Here is a 23,751-nt window from a genome sequence, read left to right on the forward strand (position 1 = left end):
TCCTCGCTATCAGTTCAGTCCACGACGATGCCCGGATAGCAGTGGTCGTGGTGCCAGTTCGGGGCCACCGGGTAACCGCAGTGGCAGATTTCGGGCCGGGCCGACTCGCCCCTGGCGCGCCGGGTCAGGGCGACGATCAGGGGCTGGCGGTCCAGCCAGGACGCCGCGTCGTCGCGGTCGGTCAGGCCGAGGGCCTCCGGCGTCACATCGAGTCCGTCGGCGAGCAACTCGATGAGCGGGTCGGCCTGTTTACGGATGAAGCGCAGGACGTTGCCGCAGTAGGACGGGGGCATCTCGTCCAGTCGGTGGCGGCGGTCCCGAACGTCCTGCCAGACCTCGTCCTGGTTCAGGAGGTTCACCCAGTGCTCCTCCGAGGTCCAGCGTGTCGCCGGCGTGGTATGGCCGTTGCTGCCCGCGGACCGCACCAACTCCTGGGTTTCCACGGACTCTTCGAGGGCCCGGTGGTACTCCGGGTCCTCGGCCGCCAGCCGCCGGTAGATCGCTACGGACAGGTCGGCGTCCCGGCGTGCGGCGTCGAGGCTGCCCTCGGCGCCGAGCCGGGCCTGGGCCGACTGGCGCAGGACCTTCGCGTGGTCGCTCTCGTACCGGACCGGGTCGGCCGCCGCGAGCCGTGCGGTGATGCCGGCCGCCTCGTCGGCCAGGGTGAGGGCCTCCCGCCACCGCTGTAGCCTCCCCAGATAGGTGGCGAGCCGCGAGGCGAGGTCGGCCAGGACGGGCTCCTGCGCGGCGGGCGCCACCGCGGCCAGCCGTCGGGCGGTGGCGACCGCCTCCTCCAGCGCGGTGACTGCCTCCTCCCTGCGCCGCGATGCCCACAGCAGGAAGGACAGGTTGCCCAGGCACTGCGCCAGCCCGGATTCGTCGAGTACGAACGCGCGGGCGAGGAGCGACCCGGCGGGCGGGCCGGCCGCCAGGCCGCGCCGGGCGAACTCGATGGCTCGCGCCTGCGCGGCCACGGCGTCCGGGAGGCGGCGCAGCTGCCAGGAGAAGATGCCGAGGTTGTTGAGGGCGAGCGCGAGGCCGGTCTCGTACTGGTCCGGTTGGGTCACCGTCAGACGCCAGAAGATCCCGACCGCTTGCTCCGTGGGAGCCATCGCCCGGTCGGGGTATCCGGCCGCAGCCAGCCCCTGACCCACCTGCGCGAGGGCCAGGGCGAGGCCGGGCTCGTGGGCCGCTGGGTCCGCTACGGCCAAGTCCTGGAAGAGCGCGGCCGCCTCCTCGGCCGCGTGCAGTGCGCGGTCGGGGGCGTCGGCGTCGAAGGCGTGCTGGGACAGGTGCAGCAGCGCGGTCGCCAGGGTCGCGGTCGGGGATACGTGCGGCGTTGTGGAGGCGAATGCGGCACGGGAAGAGGAGGGAGACCGAGAACCAGCCGGGTGCGTACCGGCAGCCGCCGCCTTCCGGAAGCAGCGCACCCCCTCCTCGTCCGCGGCCAGCGCCTCTTGTGCCCGCCCCGCCCGGCCGAGCCGGAAGCCGAGGCCCTGGTGCAGGCGGCCGCGCTCGGCGGGGTCGGCGGTGTGGGGGAGGCGTTCGGCGACCAGCCGGGCAGTGAACGTCGCGATGCCCGCGTCCAGGTCGGGCTGCCCGAACTCCGGGAAGCAGGTCTCCACGGAGGCGAGTACGGAGGGCGGAAGGGTGGTCTCGGCGAGCGCCGTGAGGGCCGCGCTGCCCGCGGCGACCGCCACCGACGGGTCCTGCCGCAGGATCTGCTCCAGGTGCCCGGCGAGGTGCGGCCAGCGACCCGGTGCCGCCGCGGCGGCCAGGAACGTCAGGCCGCGCGTGACCGACGGCGGAACCGTACCGTCCGGGGCGCGGGCGCTGAGCGTGCGCGCTGTCGGTGCGGCCCAGGGGGCGGCTGGATAGCCGGTCACGCGGTGCCCGTCGAGGCTGAGGGCGAGGAAGTCCTCGGCGAGCCGGTCCGGGTAGAGCGGTTCGAGGACGGCGCCCGGCTCCGTCGCCGGGTAGCAAGTGGCGTGGTCGGTGAGCAGCCGCAAGGGCTGCTCCAGGCCGATCCCCGTGAGCAGGGCACTGCCGTCCCCCGGTGACACGGCCCCGGTGAGGGCGGCCGTGAAAACGACGCGGTTCATGTCGCTCGGCGCGGTGCTGAAGTCCAGTCCCTCCAGGCGGTTCTCCCACAGCCGGGTCCAGTGTCGTCGCTCCCGGTTCAGGAGGTACGCGGAGAGGCCGGCCAGGTCGTTCGGGGCCTGCTGGCCGCGTACGTGGGCGTCGACGGCAACCAGGGCGGCCATGTGCACTGCGAGGACGAGCCCGAACTCGGGGCGCTCCAGATCCTTCGGCTGTGCGATCACGGCCGGGTCGGGCACGCCGTACCGGGCAGCGAAGCAGTCCCGGGCCGCGGCGAACATGGCCGACCGGGCCTGCGGGTCGCCGCCGGGGGCGCCCAGCGGGCTCAGCTCCTGGTCCCGCGTCTCGGCCATGACGTCCTCCAGGGCGGAGCGCACGGCGGGCCAGGCGGTGGACGAGCGGGCGAGCAGCAGCAGCCGGGTCGGCAGGGAGCCGGTGAGCACCCGGTTGCTGAACAGCCAGGTGAGGTGCGAGACAGGCCAGCGGTCCGCGTAGTCGACCACGAGGAGCAGGCCACGAGCCCCGTCGGGGCGCAGGTCCGGGCCGCTCTCCTGGCCCGCGTCCAGGACGGCTCCCGGGCCGTGCGTGGCCGTGATGACCTTCCAGCCCGCGGCGGCGCTCTCGGCGGCGAACTCGTCGGCGAGGCGGCTCTTTCCGTGCCCGCCGGGGCCGTGCAGCCAGGTCGCCGAGAGCCGCGGCCCGGGGGTGTCCCGCCAGGCGGCGAGCTCGGCGCGCTCCCGCTCCCGGCCGGTGAAGTCGACCAGCCGGTAACGGGCGTTGAGCATCCTGCTGGGCTGGTGAAGCAGCCAGGTGTCGTCCGGCGCGGGGGCCGCGCTGCGGTGCTCGCCGAGCAGGTAGACGGGCCCACGATCCGGGAAGACGTGCAGGTCGGCGCCTACGACGCCGTACCCGAAGCCGCTCTCCACACGGATCGCCTGGTGGACGGTCGCCGCTGCGGTGGGGCCGGGCAGCGGTGCGCCACCGCCGCCAGTGGCGGCTCGGCGGCCCGTCTGGGTGCCCTCGTCAGCTGCTGTCACCGAGTGGACCCGGCGGTACCTTCGCCCTCAACCTTCCTTTCCCCCTGCGGCGGTTCGGCGGTACGGCCCGGAGCTGACTCGGTGCCGTGGTGGTGGTTGACGATGTTTCCGCCCTGTACCAGGAACGCCTTTGCGTTGTCCCGTACGACGACGTCCTGCACCCACTTCGACTCGCTGTTCCCGGTGGGCCGAACCTCCTCGATCAGGGCCCGCAGCTCCTCGGCCGCAGCCGGGTCGCGCCGCAGCAGCGAGCGCAGCTCGAGCTGCCACAGCGGAAGGAGCGTCTGCCGCACCTGGTCGCCGTCTTCGGCCTCCGCCACGAGTTGGGCGTTGCTGTCGAGTTGGCCCTCGATCGCCTGCTGCCGTTCCACGCCGCCACGGCGCCGGAACAGCTCCGCGACGCGGGTGCGGGCGAGCATCCAGGAGTCGGTGGCCATGGCTCCGACCACTGCCGTACCGCCGGCCATCACGAGTTCGTCGAGCACAATTCCTCCCTCTGCGGGCACCGTTGACGTTGCGTCACTCCATGCGCCGCGCCCGCACCGACGACCGTAGAATATCCAGCCGGAATCCGGGGGTTGTGCTGGCCGTTCTCACAACGGGTGAGCGATCACTCGCTCTACGGTGGCTCCTGTGTCAGAGTTGGTTCATGCGCACGGCTGATGGGGGAAAGCAGGACGGAGCGGCCGCGTCGGGGGATTCCGTGCCGGACCTGGTCCGGACGCGATGGGGGGTTCGCCTGACCGATCCGCTGCCGGCCCGATTCGAGGAGCCGGGCTGGAGCTACGAGGAGAAGGTACCGCGCAGCTGCCCCGCCTGCGGTGGCGAACTGCACTCTCTGCGCAGACCGTACGAGTCCCGGGGGCGCGTCTATCGCTACGTCGCCGTCGTCTGCCCGCGTTGCCCCGCTGCCTATGCCCTCGCGGATCTCGGCGTGAAGACCTACGACAAACTCATGGGCCACAGCGGGCGGGCAACGGCCCCCGCAGCCGCTCCCGGCGCGACCCCGAAGCCCGGCAGCGATGCCGACGATGCCTGGGAGATGCTGCTCGGCCCGTGCCCCACAGGTGACGCGCCCAGCGGCCTGACCGTCTCGCCGATCCATACCTCTCCCGGCGTAACCCTCCGACCTGCGCCCGGCTCCGCGCGCATCATCGCCTCCAACCTGGGCTCTCCCGGGCCCAGTTGGCCCGCCGACCTGCCGTTGCCGACCGATCCTGAACTGCGGCTCCTTTACTGGTGCAAGGTGACCGATCCGCACTGGCGGCCACACCTCGCGGCCATCGACGCGGCCGAGGACATCCGCGTCATCATGCCGGACGGCCCGGAATTCGACGCTCTGCGCGCGTACCTGACCGACGAGGACATTCCGTACCGCTGTGCACGGCACTGGCAGGAGTCAGAAGTTGTCGGCACCGTCAGCGACTTGGGCGACCGCACCGGCCTCGTCGCGTGGCCGGTCCGCCAGGGGCCGCTGCCTGCCGCCCCGGTCGCCGGTCCCGGCGCCCATGCCGCCCGTGACGCGTTCGCGCTCCAGTGGGACGCCCTGGAGGAGCTGCCCGAGGACGCCGACGGCGCCTACGTCCCGGTGGCAGATCTGGTGCCGTCGGGTTGGTCGCGGTTCCTGAAGTACCCGACGTTCAATCCGGCGCAGGCCGACGCCGTCCCGGCCATCCTCGCGGACGACGGGAACGTCCTGGTTGTCGCCCCGACCGGTGCGGGCAAGACCCCGATCGGCATGGTCGCCGCTCTCAAGGCCAACGCGCAGGGCCGCAAGGCCGCCTGGCTCGTGCCGCAGCGCTCCCTGACCGATGAACTTGACCATGAACTCGACCTGTGGCGCAGCAACGGACTCAGCGTGGTGCGTCTCACCGGCGAGTACGCCGTCGACGCCGAGCTGATCCGCAAGGCCGACATCTGGGTCGCCACCACCGAGAAGTTCGAGGCCATCTGCCGCACCGGCTCGCTGCGCGACGCCCTTGCCGACGTCGGCTGCCTGGTCGTCGACGAGGTCCACCTGCTCGGCGACCCCGGCCGCGGCCCCGTCCTGGAGGCCCTGCTTGCTCGCGTCGGAGAGGACACCGGGCAGGTGCGCGTCGTCGGCCTGTCCGCAACGGTCGCCAATGCCGACGAGGTCGCCGACTGGCTCGGCGCCCGCCTTGTGCGCACCACTTGGCGGCCCACCCGGTTGATCTGGCAGATACCGGTCCCCGCCGCGTCCACCAACAGCGACCGGGGCGCCAGGGCTGCTGCCCGCACCCGTGCCGCCGTCCGCCAGGTCCGCACCATCGCCGACGAGGGCGGCAGCGCCCTGGTGTTCTGCGGCAGCAAGCGCGGCGTGCGCATGACCGCGCTCGCCCTCGCCGAGGAGCGCGGGGCCCGCACCAAGGGCGTCGACAAGGACGACCCGGAAGCCGTCGAGCGGCTCTGCTCGCTGACGGGCGTGCGCATCCACTACCGGGACTGGCCCTACAAGCGCGAGGCTGAACAGGCGTTCCGGAACCGCGAGGCAAACGCCCTGGTCGCGACGTCCACCGTGGCGGCCGGGGTCAACCTGCCCGCCCGCGCCGTCGTGGTACGTGACACCGAGATCGGCATGAGCCGCGTCGAAGTCTCCATGGTCCAGCAGATGTTCGGCCGTGCCGGGCGCGTCGGCGCCGGGGAGCGCGAGGGCTGGGCCTTCCTCCTCACCGACGGCACCGACCGGCCCGAGTGGCAGGCCCGTCTGGCCGCCGGCTACACCGTGCGCTCCCGCATCCGCGAACGCCTGCCCGACCACCTGCTGGCCGAGGCGGTGCAGGGCCGCGTGCGCACGCTCCGCGAGGCCGAGAACTGGTGGACCCGCACCCTCTCCTACCACCAGGGCAACGAGAGCTTCGACCCGCTGTACGACGCCATCGACTTCCTCACCGAAGCCCGCTACCTGCGCCGCAGCCCCGGCCTTGAGCACGACGACACCCTTGTGGCCACCGAGCTCGGCACCCTCACCAGCCGCTTCATGCTCGCCACGGACCTCGCCGACGAGCTGTCCGACGCGCTGCGCGCCGTCCCCGTGCCCCAAGACCCGGACGCGGCCGAGCAGTTGCTCGCCAAGCTGCTTGCCGCGCACCTGCCGAACCTGGAGCAGGCGCAGTTCACCGACCGGGCCCGCGCCGTGCTGCTGCGGGTGCTGCGCAACGGCGGCCACCTGAACCCCCCGGACCCGGACCCGGAGGCGGATGGCGCCCCGGCACGGCCGGCAGACGAACCGGTTGTCGCCGGGGACCTGGCGCGGGCGGTGCTGCTCCTGGTCGCGAACAGCCCCAAAGTGTTCCGCAACCGCTCCCCGTACGTCCTCGGCATTCCCGCCGAGAGCCTCACCGGGATCTACGAGGAGTCCCAGCGCTACCTGGCCTGGCTCGGCGCGCAGGGCCCGCTCGGCACGGTGCACCCCTGGGCCGCCGTCGTCGCAGCCGACCTGGCCGCCCGGATCCGCTGGCGGGAACTCGGCCCGCGCCGCGGCGCCGGGCGTCTGTTGTGGATCTGCGAGCAGATGGCCACCGCGCCGCTCGCCGGCCGGCTCGTGCCGCAGATGTGGCGCGCCGCCCGCAAGCGCGGCATAGGCGCCCCCGACTGGCCGGGCACCACGCCACCCAACGGCTGCGCCCTGCCCACCCAGCGCTACCGGCAACTCCTCGCGGAGCGCACGACGGGCGCGATCCTGACCCCGGGCCAGGACGGTGTCCTGGTCCACGGCTGCCCGGGTGGCGCGACCGTCCGGCTGTGGGACGGTACGTCGGTGGAGTTTCACCCGGCCGAGCGCGCCCCGGTCGAATTCCCCTACCCGCGCCCGGCACCGGACGACCCGGAGGGCGGCCACCGTGGCGCGGTCGTCTTCACGCGGAGCGACCACGTGGCCACGGGCTGGTTGGCCGCGTACAGCGGCTTGGCCTGAGGGAGGCGCAGCCGGGCGGCCGGAGGGTCAGAAGTCCAGGTCAGGGAATTCCGCCTCCAGCTCCAGCTCCGGCTCCGAATCGAGAACCGGCCGGCAGGGACCGGTGCTGGCGCGCAGCGTGATCAGCGGTTTCAGCAGGACATGCCGGGGTGCCGAGGCAGGTGAGGTGAGCCGCTCCACCATCAGGTCGACGCCGATCCGGCTCATCTCCTTGGCCGGTATCTCAGCCGCGGTCAGCGGCGGGGTCACCTGTTCCGCCCAGCGGCTGGCCGCCACGCCGACGACCGAGAAGTCGCGCGGTACGCTGCGGCCGTGCCGGGTCAGCCCGCGGTAGATGCCCTCCAGGGCGGCTTCGTTCATGACGACCAGGGACGTGGTGGCCGGATCGTCCTGCAAGATCCGTTCCACGACGTCCTCCCCGGCGCCGACATCGTCGCGGCTGGGGTACGCACGCGCGGTCAGTCCCATCTCCTGCATCGCCTGGGTGTAGCCCTCGCTCCCGAGCAGCGCGTACCCGTACCCGCTGTTGACGATCTGCTCCGACTTGTTGACGAAGGCGATCCTGTGGTGGCCCAGTTCGGCCAGGTGCCGAACGCATCCGTTTGCCAGGCCGGCGAAGTCGAGGTCAACCCAGCCGACCCCGTCGGTTCCGCTGTTCCGGCCGATGGCGACGAAGGGGAAGGCCGCTTCCGTCAGATGCTGGATGCGGTCGTCCTCCCGGCGGACCTCCATCACGATCACTCCGTCCACGCGCCGTTCACCGACCATCCGCCGGAATGCGGGGTCCTTCCCCGACTTACAGGGCGTGAGCAGCAGGTCATAGCCGTATCTGGTGGCGGTTTCCGCCACCCCGCCGACGAAGGCGAGCTGCACCGGCGGGTAGTCCCGGTTGGCGCCGGACGGCGGGTAGAGCAGTGCGAGCGTATGTGTCAGGTCGCGGGCCGCAGCACCACTTTGGGTCCGGACGCCGTGTCCTGTCGCCAGGTTGACCGAGTGCTCCGTCATGGTCCGCCGGCCGGGAGACGTTGTTCGGCCCAGATGGTCTTGCCGGTGGGGGTCTGGCGGGTTCCCCAGCCCTGGGTCAGCTGGGTCACCATGTGCAGTCCTCGTCCCCCTTCGTCGTAGGTGCGGGCACGGCGTAGATGCGGGGAGGTACTGCTGGCGTCGGAGACCTCGCAGATCAGGGTCCGGTCCCGGATCAGCCGCAGCCCGATGGGGGCGTCCCCGTAGCGGATGGCGTTGGTGACCAGTTCGCTCACCACCAACTCGGTGATGGACGCTGCGTCGCTGAGCCCCCAGGTCGCCAGCTGACGGGAGGCCTGCGCACGGGCATCGGCCACGATGGCGGGATCTGACGGCAGCGACCAGGCGGCGACCTGATCGGTGTGCAGGGCACGGGTGCGCGCCAGGAGCAGAGCCACGTCGTCGGCGGGGCTCTCGGGCAGCAGGGCTCTGAGGATGATGTCGCAGGTGACGTTCAGCGAGGGTTCGGCGGAAGCCAGGGCTCCGCAGAGTCGTTCGAGGCCGACACCGAGATCGTGGCCGCGGGCTTCTATCAGGCCGTCGGTGTAGAGGGAGAGCAGGCTTCCTTCGGGAAGTTCCAGCTCGGTGGGCTCGAAGGGCAGGCCGCCGACTCCCAGAATCGGCCCCGGGGTGAGTTGGACCACCCGGGCCGTGCCGTCGGGGAAGAGCACGACGGGTGGGACATGGCCTGCGCTGGCCATGGTGCAGATGCGGGATACCGGGTCGTAGACCGCGTAGAGGCACGTAGCGCCGATCTGACCGGGGTCGGGCTCGTTCCGGTCGTCGCTGTCCGAGGTCAGGTGGGTGACCAGTTCGTCAAGGTGGGTGAGCAGTTCGTCCGGGGGCAGGTCGACTCCGGCGAGCGTGCGCACCGCTGTACGCAGTCGGCCCATGGCGGCCGAGGCATGGATGCCGTGGCCGACCACATCGCCGACGACCAGGGCTACGCGAGTGCCCGACAGCGGGACCACGTCGAACCAGTCGCCGCCCACTTCGGCGCCCCTGCCGATCGGCAGATAGCGGTGCGCCACCTCGACGGCCGCCTGCTTGGGGAAGTGACGGGGCAGCAAACTGCGCTGGAAGGTCAGGGCATTGGCGCGTTCCCGGGAGACACGACCCGCGTTGTCCACACTGCCGGCCGCCCGGCTTGCGAGCTCCTCGGCGAGGAGCAGATCGTCCTGCGCGTAGGGGTTCGAGCCTGCTGCGCGGGCGAAGACCACGACCCCGAGAGTCAAGCCCCGCGCTCGCAGAGGGGTAGCCATGACCGAGTGGAATCCGTGCTCCGCCGCGGCACCCGATCCCCCCACGCCGGCCGCGATCCAACGGGTGAAGTCGGGGTCGTCTGTTCCGCACAGCACTGTTCGACCGCTCGTCAGGGCGTGTGCGGGGGGTGAGTGCGGAGGATAGGTGTCGACCTCGCCGATCTCGGTGTCGGCTTCGGGAACCCCGTCGGCGGTCTGCTGCGCGACCCGACGCAACGCCACGGTGGCGTCGGCCGGACCGGGCGGCGGTTCCTTCCCGCGGGTCACGGAGTCCAGCAGGTCCACGGTGACGGAGTCGGCGAACCGCGGAACGGCCAGGTGGGCGAGTTCCTGAACCGTGCGCCTCACATTCAGGGTGGCTCCGAAACGGCTGCCCGCTTCGTTCAGCAAGGCCAGGCGCTGCCGTGCGGCAACCTGCTCGGTACTGTCGAACGCCGCAGCCCCGACACCGGCCACCCGACCGGTGTCGGGGCTCCGGACGGGCCACATCTCGATGGTCCAGGCACGCCGGTGAGCGGACGGCGCAGCTGGGGCAAGGTGCTCATAGCGGCTTGGCCTGGCCTCCTCGGCGACCCGGCGGACACATCGCAAAAACCCCTCGTCGAAGCGGCCGCCGCCCAGCAGGTCCGAGTAGGGCCAGCTGCCCGCCTCACCCGCCTGCCCCTGCCTGGATTCGACAGCGACGGCGTTCCACTGCCATGAGCGTGACGTGGTGCTGTAGGTGGAGAGCGCAATGGAGGACTGGGCGAACGCCCACTCCACCATCCGTCGGTCGGACTCCGCCTCGCCCGTCCCCGCAGTGGCGGTCACGACGAACGCCTGGGTCGTTCCGTCGTCACGGAATGTGGGATGAAGGCGCAGGGGCAGATCGACGCGGTGGCCATCCCGGTGGCGGACTGCCGCTGTGCCGCTCCACTCCCGGGCGTCGGCCAGGCAGGCCCCGGCCACCTCGGGGTACTCCCCGTTGATCAGGAGGTCCGAGACGGGGTGTCCGACGATCTCCGGGGGGCGATAGCCCAGCAGTTTCCGGGCCCCAGCACTCCACCCTGTGACCATGCCCCCCACGCTGATGATGGCCATGGGGACATCGTGAGGCCACCCAGAGTGACCAGTTTCCCCCACGGAAGTGGCCATTCTGACTCAATTCACCCGGGCGTCATTACTCACAGTTCCATAGTGCCTGCGCGAAAAGAATCGAACAAGCTGCACTGACGCTCAGGGATCAAGGCAGATCCTTGTTCAGCTTGGAAACCTCACATCCAGGGTGGACCCGTGACGTACGAAGACGGGGATGCATTCCAGAGGAGCGTCAGCTGTGGTGGTCTGGCCGCCTTCCTGGACAGTTCCTGTGGCGGCGGCCCTCCAGTCGGCACCGGCCGGCAGGTAGACCTGGCGATGCCGTTCGCCGAGTCGGGTCACCGGGGAGATCAGCAGGTCCGGGCCGCACAGGAACTGGTCCTCGACCGTCCACGCGGCCGGGTCGTCGGGAAAGCCGAAGAACAGCGGCCGGATGACCGGTGCACCACAGTCGGCCGCGGAGACCATCTGACGGTGAAGATACGCACGAAGGTCCTCGCGTAGCCGCAGCTGCCGGGTCAGGATCCGGTAGGCATCCTGCCCGTAGGACCACAGCTCGTTGGGTCCCCCGGTCCGGCCGGCAGCGAGGGCGTCCCGCGGTTCGCGGTGGCCGTGCATCCGCAGCAGCGGGCAGAAGACGGCGAACTGGAACCAGCGGATGAGCAACTCCCGGTAATCGGGGTCGTCCGGGTCGCCGCCGTGGAAACCGCCGATGTCGGTGGTCCACCACGGAATGCCGCTCAGGCCCGCGTTCAGACCGGCGCGCACCTGCGCCGCGAGTGCCTCGAAGGTGGCCGGGATGTCACCCGACCACAGAGCCGCCCCGTAGGCCTGGCTGCCGGACCAGGCGGACCGCACCAGGCTGACCGGGACGTCTTCGCCCTCGGCCCGCATGTGCTCGAAGAATCCGCGCACGTGCTCGCGCGGATACAAGTTGGCCACCGCCCGGCCGGGCCCCGCCGCGTAACGCAGGTTGCCGAATTGTTCGGGGTACATCTCCGGTTCGCAGGCGTCCAGCCACCACAGCCGGAAGCCGAGATCGTAGTAGTTGCGCTTGATACGGCTCCAGATGTAGTCACGAGCCCGCTCGTCGGTGGGGTCGTAGAACACCACGGGCAGGGACTTGTCGTCGGCCTGACTGTCGGGGAAGACGTGCTGGAACGGCTGGCCGTGCTCCGTTCCCAGCAGCAGCCGTTCATCCCGCATGTGCGGGTAGTTCTCGCTCACGACGCTGACGGACGGCCACACGGACACCATCGGCCGTACGCCCATGCTCGCCAATTCCGCCACCATGCCGGCCGGGTCGGGCCAGTCGGCGGCATCGAAGCGCCAGTCGCCCAGATGCGGCCAGTGGAAGAAGTCCACGGCGATGACCGACAGCGGAAGGCCCCGGCGCCGGTATTCGCGAGCGACACCCAGCAGTTCCTCCTGTGTCCGGTAACGCAGGCGGGACTGCCACAGGCCCAGGGCCCATTCCGGCAGCACGGGAGCATGTCCGGTGGCATCGGCATAGTTGGCCATGATGCCGGCGGGAGTCGGATGGGTGGTGATCCAGTAGTCGATCTGATCGGCGGCGTCGGCGACCCATCGGGTCTGCTGGGCGGCCAACTCCACACGCCCGACGGCGGGCAGGTTCCACAGCAGACCGTAGCCTCGGGAGGAGAGGGTGAAGGGAATGGTGACCTCCCCGTTGCGCTGCACCAGGTCGATCACCATGTGCTTGTGGTCGAGGCGCCCGTGGGAGTGCTGGCCCAGCCCGAAGAACTGTTCACCGTCATAGGTGGCGAAGCGCTGTTCCAGCTCATAGCGGCCCTCGCCGACCGGTGTGAACTGGCGGGGACCGGGCCAGGCGAAGTGACCGACGGACTCCCGCAGCAGCTCGGTTCCGCCCTGCGTGCGCGCGAAACGCAGATGGCCCTGGGGAGACAGCTCCACCCGCAGCCGCCCGACAGTGAGGATCCGGCTGCCGTGCGGACCGACGCTCAACTCTGCGGCCGCGGCGGCAGGGGGCACACTCAAGGCTCCCGGCAGGTCGTCGCGCACACGATGCCGGGCCGAGCGCACCCGGACACTGTCGGCTCCCCAGGGCTCCACCCGCAGTACGTGCTCGGCGTCACCGAACTCGAGGCAGACGGCCGGATGGGAGGAGGCGGGAGGCCGCGAGCTGGTCCCGGCTGCGTCGGAGGTGGAGATAGAGGCGGAGGGCGCGGGCCTTGTGCCGTCGGGCGGAGACATGCTGCTCCTTGCTGGCAGGGCTGTGGTACGGGTCAGTGGCGGTGCAGGGGCGCGAGCGGCGGTTTACGGCGCGGTCAGTCTCTGACCGCTTCATTGGTGAGTCCGGCAGCGATGTGCCGCTGGGCAACGGTCAGAAGCAGCGCGGCGGGCAGGCAAGCGATGACGGCGGTGGCCATTACCGCGTTCCAGGTGGTGATGTTGGTGCCGGCGCCGATGTAGTCGTACAGACCCAGCGTGATCGGCTTCCACGTAGTGGTGTTGAGATTGAGCGTGGTGGCGAACAGGAAGTCGCCCCATGCGAAGAGGAACGTGAAAAGGCCGGCGGTGATCAGCGCGTTGCGGGATATGGGAAGCACGATCTGCCAGAAGATGCGTACCGCGCCCGCACCGTCCAATGCCGCTGCCTCCAGCAGGGATCGGGGGATGGCGGTCATAAAGGCCCGCAGGATGAGCACGGCGAAGGGGACCGCAAGCGTGGCGTCGGCCAGGATCAACGCCAGGGCCGAGTTGAGGATCTGCACGGAGGCGAAGATTTGGTACAGGGCGTTGGCCATGACGATGCCGGGCACGAGTTGGACGACCAGCAGCACGGTCAGGAGCGTCCTGCCGCCGGGGGAGCGCAGCTGCGCCAGCGCATAGGCCGCCGGCGCGGCCAGGGCCAGCGTCAGGACCGTGGCGCCCGCGGCGATGATCAGGGATGCCAGCAGATGGCCGCCTTGCTGGGACAGCGCGTCCCGGTAGCCGCTGAGTGTGCCGCCCAGGGGCAGCCAGTGCGGTGCGGGCCGGGCCAACTGCTGATTGGTCTGGAAGGACGCGTTCACCATCCAGTACAGCGGGAACAGCATGATGGCGACGACGGCGACACCGAACGCGGATTTCGCCCAGGTGGGTACGGCTGCCCGGCTCCGTCCGCCACGGACCGTGGCGGGCCGACCGCGAGCAGCGCGGGCGGCGGTCATGCGCGGGCTCCAGGATCAGCGCGCAGCGCGCGCAGGTACAGCAGGGCGAAGACGGCGGCTGCGACGATGAGCAGATCACCCGCGGCCGCGCCGAGACCGAACTCCGACAGCCCGCCGAAGGACAGCTGGTAGGCGTAGGTGGTGATGGTTTGGGTGGCGTTCGCCGGGCCGCCCTTGGTCATCACCCAGATCACGTCGAAGACCTTGAGCGTGTAGATCAGGCCGAGCGTCACCACGATGCCGATCACGGGTCTGATCTGGGGCAGCGTGACGTAGCGGAACTGCTGCCAGTGGCCGGCGCCGTCCAGGGAAGCCGCTTCGTAGAGCTCCGTCGGGATAGCCAGCAGCCCGCTGTGGAGGATCACCATGTTGAACGGCACACCGATCCAGATGTTGCAGATCAGGACAGAAGCCATCGCGGTGGTGGGGGTGTTGAGCCACGGCACCGGCTCCTGGACCAGATGGAGGGTGAGCAGGATCTGGTTGACGACGCCGTTGCTGGTGTCGAGCAGCCACCGGAATAACGTGCCGGCGACGACCAGGGGCAAGAGCCAAGGGATCAGCAGGAGCGACCGCAAGAGCGGGCTGAGCGGAAACGAGTGGCGAAAGAACTCCGCGAGCCCCAGGCCGATCGTGAACTGGAAGAAGAGCGAGCCCGCGACGAAAACCACGGTGTTGACGACGGAAGTGGCAAAGGCGGGGGTGCTCAGCAGTCGGCGGTAGTTGCCGAGGCCGATGAACGGGGCGTTTCCGCTGTAAAGGGAATTGATGTCGTAGTCCTGGAAGGACAGCACCACATTGCGGGCCAGAGGATAGAGGTAGAACACCGCGACGAATACGACGACCGGCACGATGAACCCGATCCCGAGCCGTCTGCCGCGAGCCGCCGGAGCCACGGAGCGGTCCGGCGGCGGCCTTTTGCCGCCCACGTCCGCCGCCGAGTTCTTGGGCGCTGCCGGAACCACGGCTACCTTTCCGGGAGGGCGGCCGTCGACGTGTACCACCCGCGGGTCAGCGGCTCGGTGCTCATTGCGTCGCCTGCTTCTGCGCGTCAGTCAGCGCCGCTCTGGGCGACTTGCTCCCTGACAATGCTGCCTGCACTGCGGTCCACATCGCCTGCGAGTACTTCGGATAGTCCGGCCCGACTTCCGCCGTGCGGCTCTTGGCGCTTCCGATGGTCTCCACGAATGTCTTCATCGCGGGCACGGCAGCACTGAATTCCTTGGCCACCTCCGGGTCGGACGGCACGTAATTGGTGAGCTTGGCCCACTCCAGGCTGTTTCGCTTCGACACCAGGCACTTGATGACCTCGGCTGCCTTGCGAGACTTGTCCCCCCTGCTGCCGGCCGCCCACACCTCACCGCCGAGCGCACCGGAGGAGGTACCCCCGGCCGGGGCGGGCACCGGCGCGATACCAAAATCCTTCATGCCTGCCTTTCGCAACAGGGGCAGCTGCCAGGGACCATTGATCATCATAGCCAGCGAACCGTTTGCGAATTGCTCCCCGACATTCATCTGATTCCAGCTGAGCACGTCCTTGGGCGCAGAACCGGAGGCGACCAGGTCCTTCAGGAGGCTCAGCGCCGACACCGCCTCCGGCGAATCGAGCTTCTTCAGGGAAGCGCCGGCGCTGAAGAAGAAGGACTCGAACTGGAAACTGCCTTCTTCCGTGGCCGGCAGGGCAAAGCCGATTCCGTGCACCTTGTCGCCCTGAGTGAGCTTCTTGGCCGTGATGCGCAACTCATCCCACGTGGCAGGCGGTTTGATGCCCGCCTTCTCCAGCATCGACGTGTTGTAGTAGAGCGCCAACTGGTTCACACCGGGCGCCACACCGTACTGCTTACCCCGGTATTTACCCGCGGCGACGATGTTCGGATACATTCCGTCGGTCTTCACGCCGGCCGCGCCGAGGTCGGCGAGCGCCCCCGTGGCGGCGAGCTGCTGTAGGTCAGGATTGTCCAGGAGAATCAGGTCCGGCAGCGCCCGACTGTTCGCCAACTGGAGCACTTTGGTGCGCAGGTCCGGCACAATCTGCCGCTTGATGGTGACCCCCGCCGGCTTGCCGCACCGAGTGAGCTGCTTGGCCAGGGCACTCCGCCCGGGTTCAGCACTATAATAGTCCATTTCGGTCAGAGTGATCTTGCCGCTTTCGGTGGGCCTGGGCGGCGAGCCATTACCGCCGCAGGCATTCAGCAGCAGGCCGGCTGCGGTGACGGTCGTCGCCAAAGTCACGATTGACCGGGTGTGACGGCATTTAGTGAGCACGTAGGGAACCGTGCTGCGAGACATGCCTGCCCGCTCGGCGATTTCGCTGATGTTCACCGCTTGCCTCCCGGGCAGACGGGCACTCGACCCCATTGCCGAACCCTTCGACAACCGGCTCGCGAACCGCTTCGACAGAAAATACAGCGCCGCCCTCGCCTACCACCGCGACCGTGTCGGCCTCGCGCTCTGATGTGAGGTGCCCGGCGGCCCTAGGAAACAGCTCAGCGCGGGGCAGGTTCGAACAGTTCGATGAGGTTGCCGGCCGGGTCGGCGAGCAGGATCTGGCGTCCACCAGGGCCCGCGACGACGTCGCTGCGGAAGGACAGCCCGGCGGCGCGCAGTTGGTCGATCTCGGTGTCGAGGTCGTCGACAAGGAGATGGATGCGGTTGCGGCCCGGTGCGGTGGCGTCATCGGGCGTGGCCCGGGCGCCGGAGCTGGCCGGCCCGGACAGCAGCAGCCGCAACGGTCCGCGGATCACGTCGGCGAAGGCGGGCGCGGGGTTGGTGTGCAGCGTGAAGCCGAGGTGGGTGGTGTAGAAGTGGACCGCGGCGGCCACGTCGTCGACGATGTAGCGGACGCTGGCGAGCTCGTCGGGTGTGCTCACGGTTGGATCTCCCGGTTCGTGGTGCGGGCGAGGACGGGCAGCAGGTGACGGATGCGGGCCTCGATCTCCGTCGTGGTGTGTCTGAAGGCGGGGTGGCCTGCCTGGTCGCTGCCCCTGGCGGCAGCCGGGCCGCGGATGCTCCAGTGGATCAGTCGCCGCTTGTTCACTCGAACACCTTGGCATGCTGGGCCGGCGGATTGCGGGACAGCCGCACCATGATGACCCGCCTGGCGTTCGGCTGACCCAGCGCTGGTTCGGAGCGAGAATCCGGATCTTGACGTCGGCCAACTGAATGATCAGGCGCGGTCCGGTAACAAGTCACTGCGGGTCCGGAGTCCGATCTGCCCGTGGCGTACACCATGGTGTCCCTCACGGCAGGCTGAAGGGGTCGAAATGTTCCGCAAGGTATTGGTCGCCAACCGTGGTGAGATCGCGATTCGCGCTTTCCGCGCCGGCTATGAGCTGGGCGCGAAAACCGTTGCCGTCTTCCCGCACGAGGACCGCAACTCACTGCACCGGCTGAAGGCCGACGAGGCGTATGAGATCGGCGAGCCGGGGCACCCGGTGCGTGCCTACCTCTCCGTGGAGGAGATCGTCCGTGCCGCGCGCCGGGCGGGCGCGGACGCGGTGTACCCGGGCTACGGGTTCCTGTCCGAGAACCCCGACCTCGCGCGGGCCTGCGAGGAGGCGGGCATCACGTTCGTCGGACCGAGCGCGGGCACGCTCGAACTGACCGGGAACAAGGCGCGCGCGGTGGCTGCCGCGCGCGCCGCCGGCGTACCGGTGCTCGGTTCCTCGGAGCCCTCCAGCGACGTGGACGAACTGGTCCGTGCCGCCGAGGACATCGGTTTCCCGGTGTTCGTCAAGGCGGTCGCCGGCGGCGGAGGACGCGGAATGCGCCGCGTCGAGGACCCCGGCGTGCTGCGCGAGTCCATCGAGGCGGCGGCCCGCGAGGCCGCGTCCGCGTTCGGCGACCCCACCGTCTTCCTGGAGAAGGCCGTCGTCGACCCCCGCCACATCGAGGTGCAGATCCTCGCCGACGGGCAGGGCGAGGTCATCCACCTCTTCGAGCGCGACTGCTCGCTCCAGCGCCGGCACCAGAAGGTGATCGAACTCGCGCCCGCCCCGAACCTCGACCCGGCGCTGCGCGAGCGGATCTGTGCCGACGCCGTGCGCTTCGCCCGGGAGATCGGCTACCGCAACGCGGGCACCGTGGAGTTCCTGCTCGACCGCGACGGGAACCACGTCTTCATCGAGATGAACCCGCGCATCCAGGTCGAGCACACGGTGACCGAGGAGGTCACCGACGTCGACCTCGTGCAGGCGCAGCTGCGGATCGCCGCGGGGGAGACACTCGCCGATCTCGGCCTCACACAGGACAAGGTCGTCCTGCACGGCGCCGCGCTGCAATGCCGTATCACCACCGAGGACCCCGCCAACGGCTTCCGCCCGGACACCGGCCGGATCAGCGCCTACCGGTCGCCGGGCGGCTCGGGAATCCGGCTGGACGGCGGCACCACACACGCCGGCACGGAGATCAGCGCGCACTTCGACTCGATGCTGGTCAAGCTCAGCTGCCGCGGCCGGGACTTCAGCACCGCCATCGGCCGGGCCCGGCGCGCGGTGGCCGAGTTCCGCATCCGCGGCGTGGCCACGAACATCCCGTTCCTGCAAGCCGTGCTCGACGACCCGGACTTCCGGGCCGGCCGGGTCACCACCTCCTTCATCGAAGAGCGCCCGCACCTGCTCACCGCGCGCCACTCCGCCGACCGCGGCACAAAGCTGCTCACCTACCTCGCGGACGTCACGGTGAACAAGCCGCACGGCGCACGGCCCCACCTGATCGATCCGAGCACCAAACTGCCACCCCTGCCGGCCACCGAACCGCCCGCCGGCTCCCGGCAGCGGCTCGCCGAGCACGGCCCGGAAGGGTTCGCCCGGTGGCTGCGCGAGTCACCGGCGATCGGCGTCACCGACACCACCTTCCGGGACGCCCACCAGTCACTGCTCGCCACCCGGGTCCGTACCAGGGACATGCTCGCCGTCGCCCCGGTGGTGGCGCGGACGCTGCCGCAACTGCTGTCCCTGGAGTGCTGGGGCGGTGCCACCTACGACGTCGCCCTCCGCTTCCTCGCCGAGGACCCCTGGGAGCGCCTGGCCGCACTCCGTGAAGCCGTGCCGAACATCTGCCTCCAGATGCTGCTCCGGGGCCGCAACACCGTGGGCTACACGCCGTACCCGACCGAGGTGACCGACGCCTTCGTCCAGGAGGCCGCGGCCACCGGGATCGACATCTTCCGGATCTTCGACGCGCTCAACGACGTCGGCCAGATGCGGCCCGCCATCGACGCCGTACGGGAGACCGGAACGGCCGTGGCCGAGGTCGCCCTGTGCTACACCTCCGACCTGTCCGATCCGTCCGAGCGGCTCTACACCCTGGACTACTACCTCCGTCTGGCCGAGCAGATCGTGGCCGCCGGCGCCCATGTCCTGGCCATCAAGGACATGGCGGGGCTGCTCCGCGCCCCGGCCGCCGAGACGCTCGTATCGGCCCTGCGCCGCGAGTTCGATCTGCCGGTGCACCTGCACACCCATGACACCGCGGGCGGCCAGCTGGCCACCTACCTCGCCGCGATCCGGGCCGGCGCGGACGCGGTGGACGGCGCGGTCGCGTCCATGGCCGGCACCACCTCACAGCCTTCGCTGTCGGCGATCGTGGCCGCGACCGACCACTCCGCACGGCCCTCCGGGCTGGATCTGAAGGCGGTCGGGGACCTGGAGCCGTACTGGGAGAGCGTCCGCAGGATCTACGCGCCGTTCGAGGCGGGCCTGGCCTCGCCGACCGGCCGCGTGTACCACCACGAGATCCCCGGCGGGCAGCTGTCCAACCTGCGCACGCAGGCGGTCGCGCTCGGCCTGGGCGACCGCTTCGAGGACATCGAGGCGATGTACGCCGCCGCCGACCGGATTCTCGGCCGCCTGGTGAAGGTGACCCCGTCGTCCAAGGTGGTCGGGGACCTGGCCCTGCACCTGGTGGGCGCCGGGGTGAAGCCGGCGGACTTCGAGGCCGCGCCCAACGAGTTCGACATCCCCGATTCCGTCATCGGCTTCCTCCGCGGCGAGTTGGGCAACCCGCCCGGCGGGTGGCCGGAGCCGTTCCGCGCCAAGGCGCTGGAGGGCCGTGCCGAACCCAGGCCCGTGCAGGAACTGACCGCGGACGACCGGAGCGGACTGGAGCAGGACCGGCGCGCGACGCTCAACCGGCTGCTGTTCCCCGGGCCGGCCCGCGACTTCGAGACACACCGTCAGGCTTACGGCGACACCAGCGTGCTGGACAGCAAGGACTTTTTCTACGGACTGCGTTCCGGAACGGAGTACGCGGTCGATCTCGAACCGGGGGTACGGCTCCTGATCGAGCTGGAAGCCGTCGGAGAGGCCGATGAACGCGGTATGCGCACCGTGGTGTCCACCCTGAACGGCCAGCTGCGGCCGATCCAGGTACGCGATGCCGCAGCGGCCGCCGACGTACCGGTGACGGAGAAGGCCGACCGGACCAACCCGGGCCATGTCGCCGCGCCGTTCGCGGGAGTGGTGACGCTCGCGGTGGCCGAGGGCGACGAGGTGGCGGCCGGCACCACCGTGGCCACCATCGAGGCGATGAAGATGGAAGCCGCGATCACCGCCCCGAAGGCCGGGCGGGTGGCCAGGCTGGCGATCAATCAGATCCAGCAGGTGGAGGGGGGCGATCTCCTCGTCGACATCGGGTGAAGCGCCTTCCGCTACGGCGAAGAATATGAGTCGTCAGGTGCTCCCTTCCCGGGAAGCAGATGTGGACGTCGAGTGCATTCGCCGATGGGCCGCGCAGTTTCCCTGACGTCGAGTCGGATGTCATCTGCAAGGTCCTCCGGTACAAGATGACGCGAGGGTCTCGTGGGTTCGTTGGTGACTGCGAACCGCGAGGCCCTCGCGGCTTTCGTGCGGGCGCAGAGCTGATCCGGGCGCCAACTCCCGTGATCGAGATCACGCATGGGGCGGGGAGTGTGCGGCGCGGCAGGCTCCTCTTTCCCCATGAATCAGCAGATCGCATGGTTCGCGGGGAAAGCAGGAGGAGGTGCCTATGCAGGCCTTACGTTGAAGGATCGTCACATCCGGCGTATGGCGGCCTTATGACGCGATCGGCGACTGTGCGGATGCCTGTGGTGGGCAACGGCAGGGTGCCCCAACGGACTGTGCGTCAGGGCCCCGCCCCTCATCCCGCTGCACCACCGCCCGTCGTAGAACGAGAGCTGACACACATGCTGATATGCGGTCTGAAATTGACGCACGACGGAGGCCTGGCCCTTATCGAGGACGGCAGGCTTCTGACCTCGGTGGAGATGGAGAAACTGCACAACAACAAGCGGTTCCAGCCGCTCGACCGCCTGGAGATGGCGGAAGAGGTGCTGTCCCGGGAGGGAGTCCGGACGGAGGACATCGACCGGTTCGTGATCGACGGCTGGTTCCCCCGCCTGCGCCAGGACCCGCAGCACCCCACTCTTCGCGTGACCCACCACGGCCGCGAGGTCGAACTGCCCGTCGCCCCTTACCTCGAAGAGCCCGCTGCCGAGGTCCTGGCCCGTCACACCTTCACCGGCCTGCCGTGGGCCGACGCCCAGGGGCAGGAGTACGCCGGCTACCACCACAGTGCTCAGCATCTGATGGGCGCCTACGCCACCAGCCCGTTCGCCCGGCAGGGCCAGGATGCACTGGTGCTGGTGTGGGACGGCGGCATGACACCGGTCCTCTACCACGTACGGCCCGAGCCGCTCCACGTGACGCGGGTGGGCGAACTGTTCCCGCTCTACGGCAGCATCTTTGCGGACTTCTGCGCCGCACTGCCGCCGTTCCAGGCCGCCGCCGCGAAGGCCGGGCCCATGCGGCAGTCCATGCCCCGCAACCTGGACGTGGCGGGAAAGGCCATGGCGTACGCGGCGCTCGGCGAGGACCACCCCGAACTCGACTCCATCATCACCGAGTTGCTGGACGGCAGGAAGCTGTCGTACACCATGGGTGACTACCTCGCGCGTGCGCTGACGGACCATGTCGCCCGCCAGGGGACCGGGTTCGGCGATGCCGACCTGATCGCCGGTTTCCAGGGGTATCTCGGCCGCCGTCTCCTTGCCGCCCTGACCGAGCTGATGACGGATCGTGGCCTGCCGCCCCGGCTGTGTGTGGGTGGCGGCTGTGGGCTGAACATCAAGTGGAACAGCCGCATGCGCTCCTCGGGACTGTTCGAGGAGGTGTGGGTGCCTCCCTTCCCCAATGACTCCGGGGCCGCCCTGGGTGCCGCCGTTCTGGAATGGACCCGGAGCAGCGGACGGCCCGTCCTCGACTGGCAGGTCTACCAGGGCCCGCGCCTGCTGCCGGCCGAGAGCGACCCGCCCGGCTGGACCTCCCGGCCGTGCGATGTGGACGGTCTCGCGCGGGTGCTGCACGAGAGCGGTCAACCCGTCGTGGTGCTCACCGGGCGGGCCGAGCTGGGACCGCGGGCGCTGGGACACCGCAGCATCCTCGCGCCGGCCGTCGACCCCCGGATGAAGGAACACCTCAACCGCATCAAGGACCGGGAGGACTACCGGCCCGTTGCCCCCGTGTGCCTCGAACACCGGGCGGGTGAGCTGTTCTTGCCGGGCACCCCCGACCCGCACATGCTGTTCGACCACGACACCCGGCCCGGCTGGGCGGACAAGGTCCCCGCGGTCGTGCATCTGGACGGCACCGCGCGCCTACAGACCGTCAGTGCCGGGGAATCGCCGTTCATCCACCGGCTGCTGACCGCCTACGAGGCCCTGTCCGGCATCCCGCTGCTGTGCAACACCAGCGCCAACCACAAGGGCCATGGGTTCTTCCCCGACGTGGCCTCGGCCGCCGCATGGGGAGGAGTGACCGCCATCTGGTCCGAAGACCGGCTCTACCAGCCGGCATGACACACCCGGTGCTGTGACCGCGTGAATGTGCCGAGGGGTGGGCTGCGGGGCCGAGGCCGCCGTGACCGGGAATCCGGCGCCCGCATGCGGTCACAGCGCAGGGGCGTGCGTCGGGATCCCGGAATGCGCCACCGCCGGAGATAAAGCCGTGCGGCGGAAAGGAGCAGCGGCCGGAAATTGAAGAAAAGCCCGGCGAGGAAATTACCCTCGCTCCGGACAGGAATCCTCACCCCCTCGTGGGCATGTTGTGCTGCCCGCGAGGGGGCCCGACCGTTTCCTGAAACCGGTAAATTGCGTGTGCGGTGCGCGTGCTGCGTTTCAGGCGGACATCTCGTGCCAGGCGGCGGAGAATGTTCCGCGAGCCCGGTGCAGACGGGAACGGACGGTGCCGACGGGTACGGACAGCGCGATCGCCATCTCCTTCTCGCTGAGGCCGTAGACGGCGCGCAGGACGAGGATCTGGCGGTGCTGGTCCGACAGCTGATCCAGCACGTCAGAGATATGAACAAAAGTCAACGGGTTGCTGTCCTGCGCTATTTCGGGAAGTTCATCTGCGGTTCCCTGGCTCAGCCGCTTCGAGGTGCGTACCGCTTCCCGCACGGTGACCGCCCGGACCCAGCCGTAGAAGGCGGCGGGCTCGCGCAGCCCGCCGATACCGCGGTAGATGGCGAGCAGTGCTTCCTGCGCGGCGTCGCAACTGTGCCGTCGGGCCACCGCCCTGCACAGCCGCCCGACGAACGGCGCGATGTGGCGGAGGAGTTCGTCCATGGCCCCGCCGTCCCCGGCCTGGGCACGGGGGAGAAGTGCCGTGACGGCCAGGGTGGACGGGTTGTTCACGGTACTCACGGAATCGGAACTCCTGGAGTTGGCCGGCTGGTCACGCCTGTGTATCCAAGGCTTCGGAATCAGATATCCGCACCGCTCGGATGCCACTGGGCAGCCGGAAAACCGTTGTTGTTGACGAGTTGATGCATACGCGGTGGACGGCGCACACATCGAGGCCGGATTTATTGATGACGTACATTCAAAAACGCCTGATGCGCCGCTTGGACGCACCCCCGCAGGCGGAAGTCAGAGTAACCCAGGTCGTGTGAGTGCCTTATAAGTGGCCGGGAGCTCTATTGTTTAACTTGACTGGCCCAGTTACCTTCCGGCAGGGTTAAGGCGGGGGTTGGGCGCCGCATTGAAGGTGCCTGAGATGCCGTTCCCCGTAAAAGCGCTTCCCTATTGCGCTTTGTGGTTCCCGGCGTCTGCGTACCGCTGAACTTCGCCCGTCGAGCCGGGCCGC

At 69.7% G+C, this 23,751-nt stretch carries 15 protein-coding genes; 4 read left to right on the forward strand and 11 right to left on the reverse strand.

The window, feature by feature from the left end:
- Positions 1–14 precede the first annotated feature (14 nt).
- Together AC3EUV_RS04815 and AC3EUV_RS04820 are read right to left on the reverse strand one after the other, a co-directional pair.
- Positions 15–3,137, reverse strand: coding sequence for a tetratricopeptide repeat protein (locus tag AC3EUV_RS04815; RefSeq protein ID WP_435602231.1), 3,123 nt, complete (start codon positions 3,135–3,137; stop codon positions 15–17).
- Positions 3,134–3,622: a hypothetical protein gene (locus AC3EUV_RS04820; RefSeq protein WP_432142184.1), complete on the reverse strand. Its 489-nt coding sequence runs from the start codon at positions 3,620–3,622 to the stop codon at positions 3,134–3,136. The genes AC3EUV_RS04815 and AC3EUV_RS04820 overlap by 4 nt, the downstream gene beginning before the upstream one ends.
- Positions 3,623–3,786: 164 nt before the next feature.
- On the opposite strand from AC3EUV_RS04820, the gene AC3EUV_RS04825 reads away from it, so the two are divergent.
- Positions 3,787–7,071, forward strand: coding sequence for a DEAD/DEAH box helicase (locus AC3EUV_RS04825; protein WP_435602232.1), 3,285 nt, complete (start codon positions 3,787–3,789; stop codon positions 7,069–7,071).
- A 27-nt stretch (positions 7,072–7,098) separates the two neighbouring features.
- Here the strand turns inward: AC3EUV_RS04825 and AC3EUV_RS04830 are convergent, their stop codons facing one another.
- The 6 genes from AC3EUV_RS04830 to AC3EUV_RS04855 form a co-directional block, all read right to left on the reverse strand.
- On the reverse strand, positions 7,099–8,076 hold the full coding sequence (locus AC3EUV_RS04830; RefSeq protein ID WP_435602233.1) for a LacI family DNA-binding transcriptional regulator: 978 nt from the start codon (positions 8,074–8,076) through the stop codon (positions 7,099–7,101).
- Positions 8,073–10,436 carry an ATP-binding SpoIIE family protein phosphatase gene (locus tag AC3EUV_RS04835; protein ID WP_435602234.1) on the reverse strand — a complete coding sequence of 788 codons (2,364 nt, stop codon included), beginning with the start codon at positions 10,434–10,436 and terminating at the stop codon, positions 8,073–8,075. The genes AC3EUV_RS04830 and AC3EUV_RS04835 overlap by 4 nt, the downstream gene beginning before the upstream one ends.
- A gap of 159 nt (positions 10,437–10,595) precedes the next feature.
- Entirely contained in the window at positions 10,596–12,668 is a 2,073-nt protein-coding gene (locus AC3EUV_RS04840) for a glycoside hydrolase family 31 protein (protein ID WP_435602235.1), read from the reverse strand.
- A gap of 74 nt (positions 12,669–12,742) precedes the next feature.
- The gene (locus tag AC3EUV_RS04845; RefSeq protein WP_435602236.1) at positions 12,743–13,627 is read right to left on the reverse strand and encodes a carbohydrate ABC transporter permease; all 885 of its coding nucleotides are present in this window, start codon (positions 13,625–13,627) and stop codon (positions 12,743–12,745) included.
- Positions 13,624–14,556, reverse strand: a complete 933-nt coding sequence (locus AC3EUV_RS04850; protein WP_435602278.1) for a carbohydrate ABC transporter permease — start codon at positions 14,554–14,556, stop codon at positions 13,624–13,626. Before AC3EUV_RS04850 ends, AC3EUV_RS04845 begins: the two co-directional genes overlap by 4 nt.
- Positions 14,557–14,653: 97 nt before the next feature.
- Positions 14,654–15,949, reverse strand: a complete 1,296-nt coding sequence (locus tag AC3EUV_RS04855) for a sugar ABC transporter substrate-binding protein (protein ID WP_435602237.1) — start codon at positions 15,947–15,949, stop codon at positions 14,654–14,656.
- Between AC3EUV_RS04855 and AC3EUV_RS04860 the strand changes: the two genes are divergently transcribed.
- A complete protein-coding gene (locus tag AC3EUV_RS04860; RefSeq protein WP_435602238.1) occupies positions 15,942–16,082 on the forward strand; it encodes a hypothetical protein in 141 nt (46 codons plus the stop codon). The two genes, AC3EUV_RS04855 and AC3EUV_RS04860, sit on opposite strands and share 8 nt — an antisense overlap.
- A gap of 31 nt (positions 16,083–16,113) precedes the next feature.
- On the opposite strand, the gene AC3EUV_RS04865 is transcribed toward AC3EUV_RS04860, so the two are convergent.
- Positions 16,114–16,497: a VOC family protein gene (locus AC3EUV_RS04865; RefSeq protein ID WP_432142192.1), complete on the reverse strand. Its 384-nt coding sequence runs from the start codon at positions 16,495–16,497 to the stop codon at positions 16,114–16,116.
- Complete coding sequence (locus tag AC3EUV_RS04870; RefSeq protein ID WP_432142193.1) at positions 16,494–16,664, reverse strand: low molecular weight phosphatase family protein; 171 nt, start codon at positions 16,662–16,664, stop codon at positions 16,494–16,496. Before AC3EUV_RS04870 ends, AC3EUV_RS04865 begins: the two co-directional genes overlap by 4 nt.
- 226 nt (positions 16,665–16,890) lie before the next feature.
- Here AC3EUV_RS04870 and AC3EUV_RS04875 point away from each other — a divergent pair, with 226 nt between their 5' ends.
- Positions 16,891–20,265 carry a pyruvate carboxylase gene (locus tag AC3EUV_RS04875; protein ID WP_435602239.1) on the forward strand — a complete coding sequence of 1,125 codons (3,375 nt, stop codon included), beginning with the start codon at positions 16,891–16,893 and terminating at the stop codon, positions 20,263–20,265.
- A gap of 527 nt (positions 20,266–20,792) precedes the next feature.
- Positions 20,793–22,463, forward strand: a complete 1,671-nt coding sequence (locus tag AC3EUV_RS04880) for a carbamoyltransferase N-terminal domain-containing protein (RefSeq protein WP_432142195.1) — start codon at positions 20,793–20,795, stop codon at positions 22,461–22,463.
- Positions 22,464–22,781: 318 nt separating this feature from the next.
- On the opposite strand, the gene AC3EUV_RS04885 is transcribed toward AC3EUV_RS04880, so the two are convergent.
- Positions 22,782–23,309, reverse strand: coding sequence for an RNA polymerase sigma factor (locus AC3EUV_RS04885; protein WP_432142196.1), 528 nt, complete (start codon positions 23,307–23,309; stop codon positions 22,782–22,784).
- Between the last annotated feature and the right edge of the window lie 442 nt (positions 23,310–23,751).

It is taken from the genome of Streptomyces sp. bgisy130, from assembly GCF_057708345.1.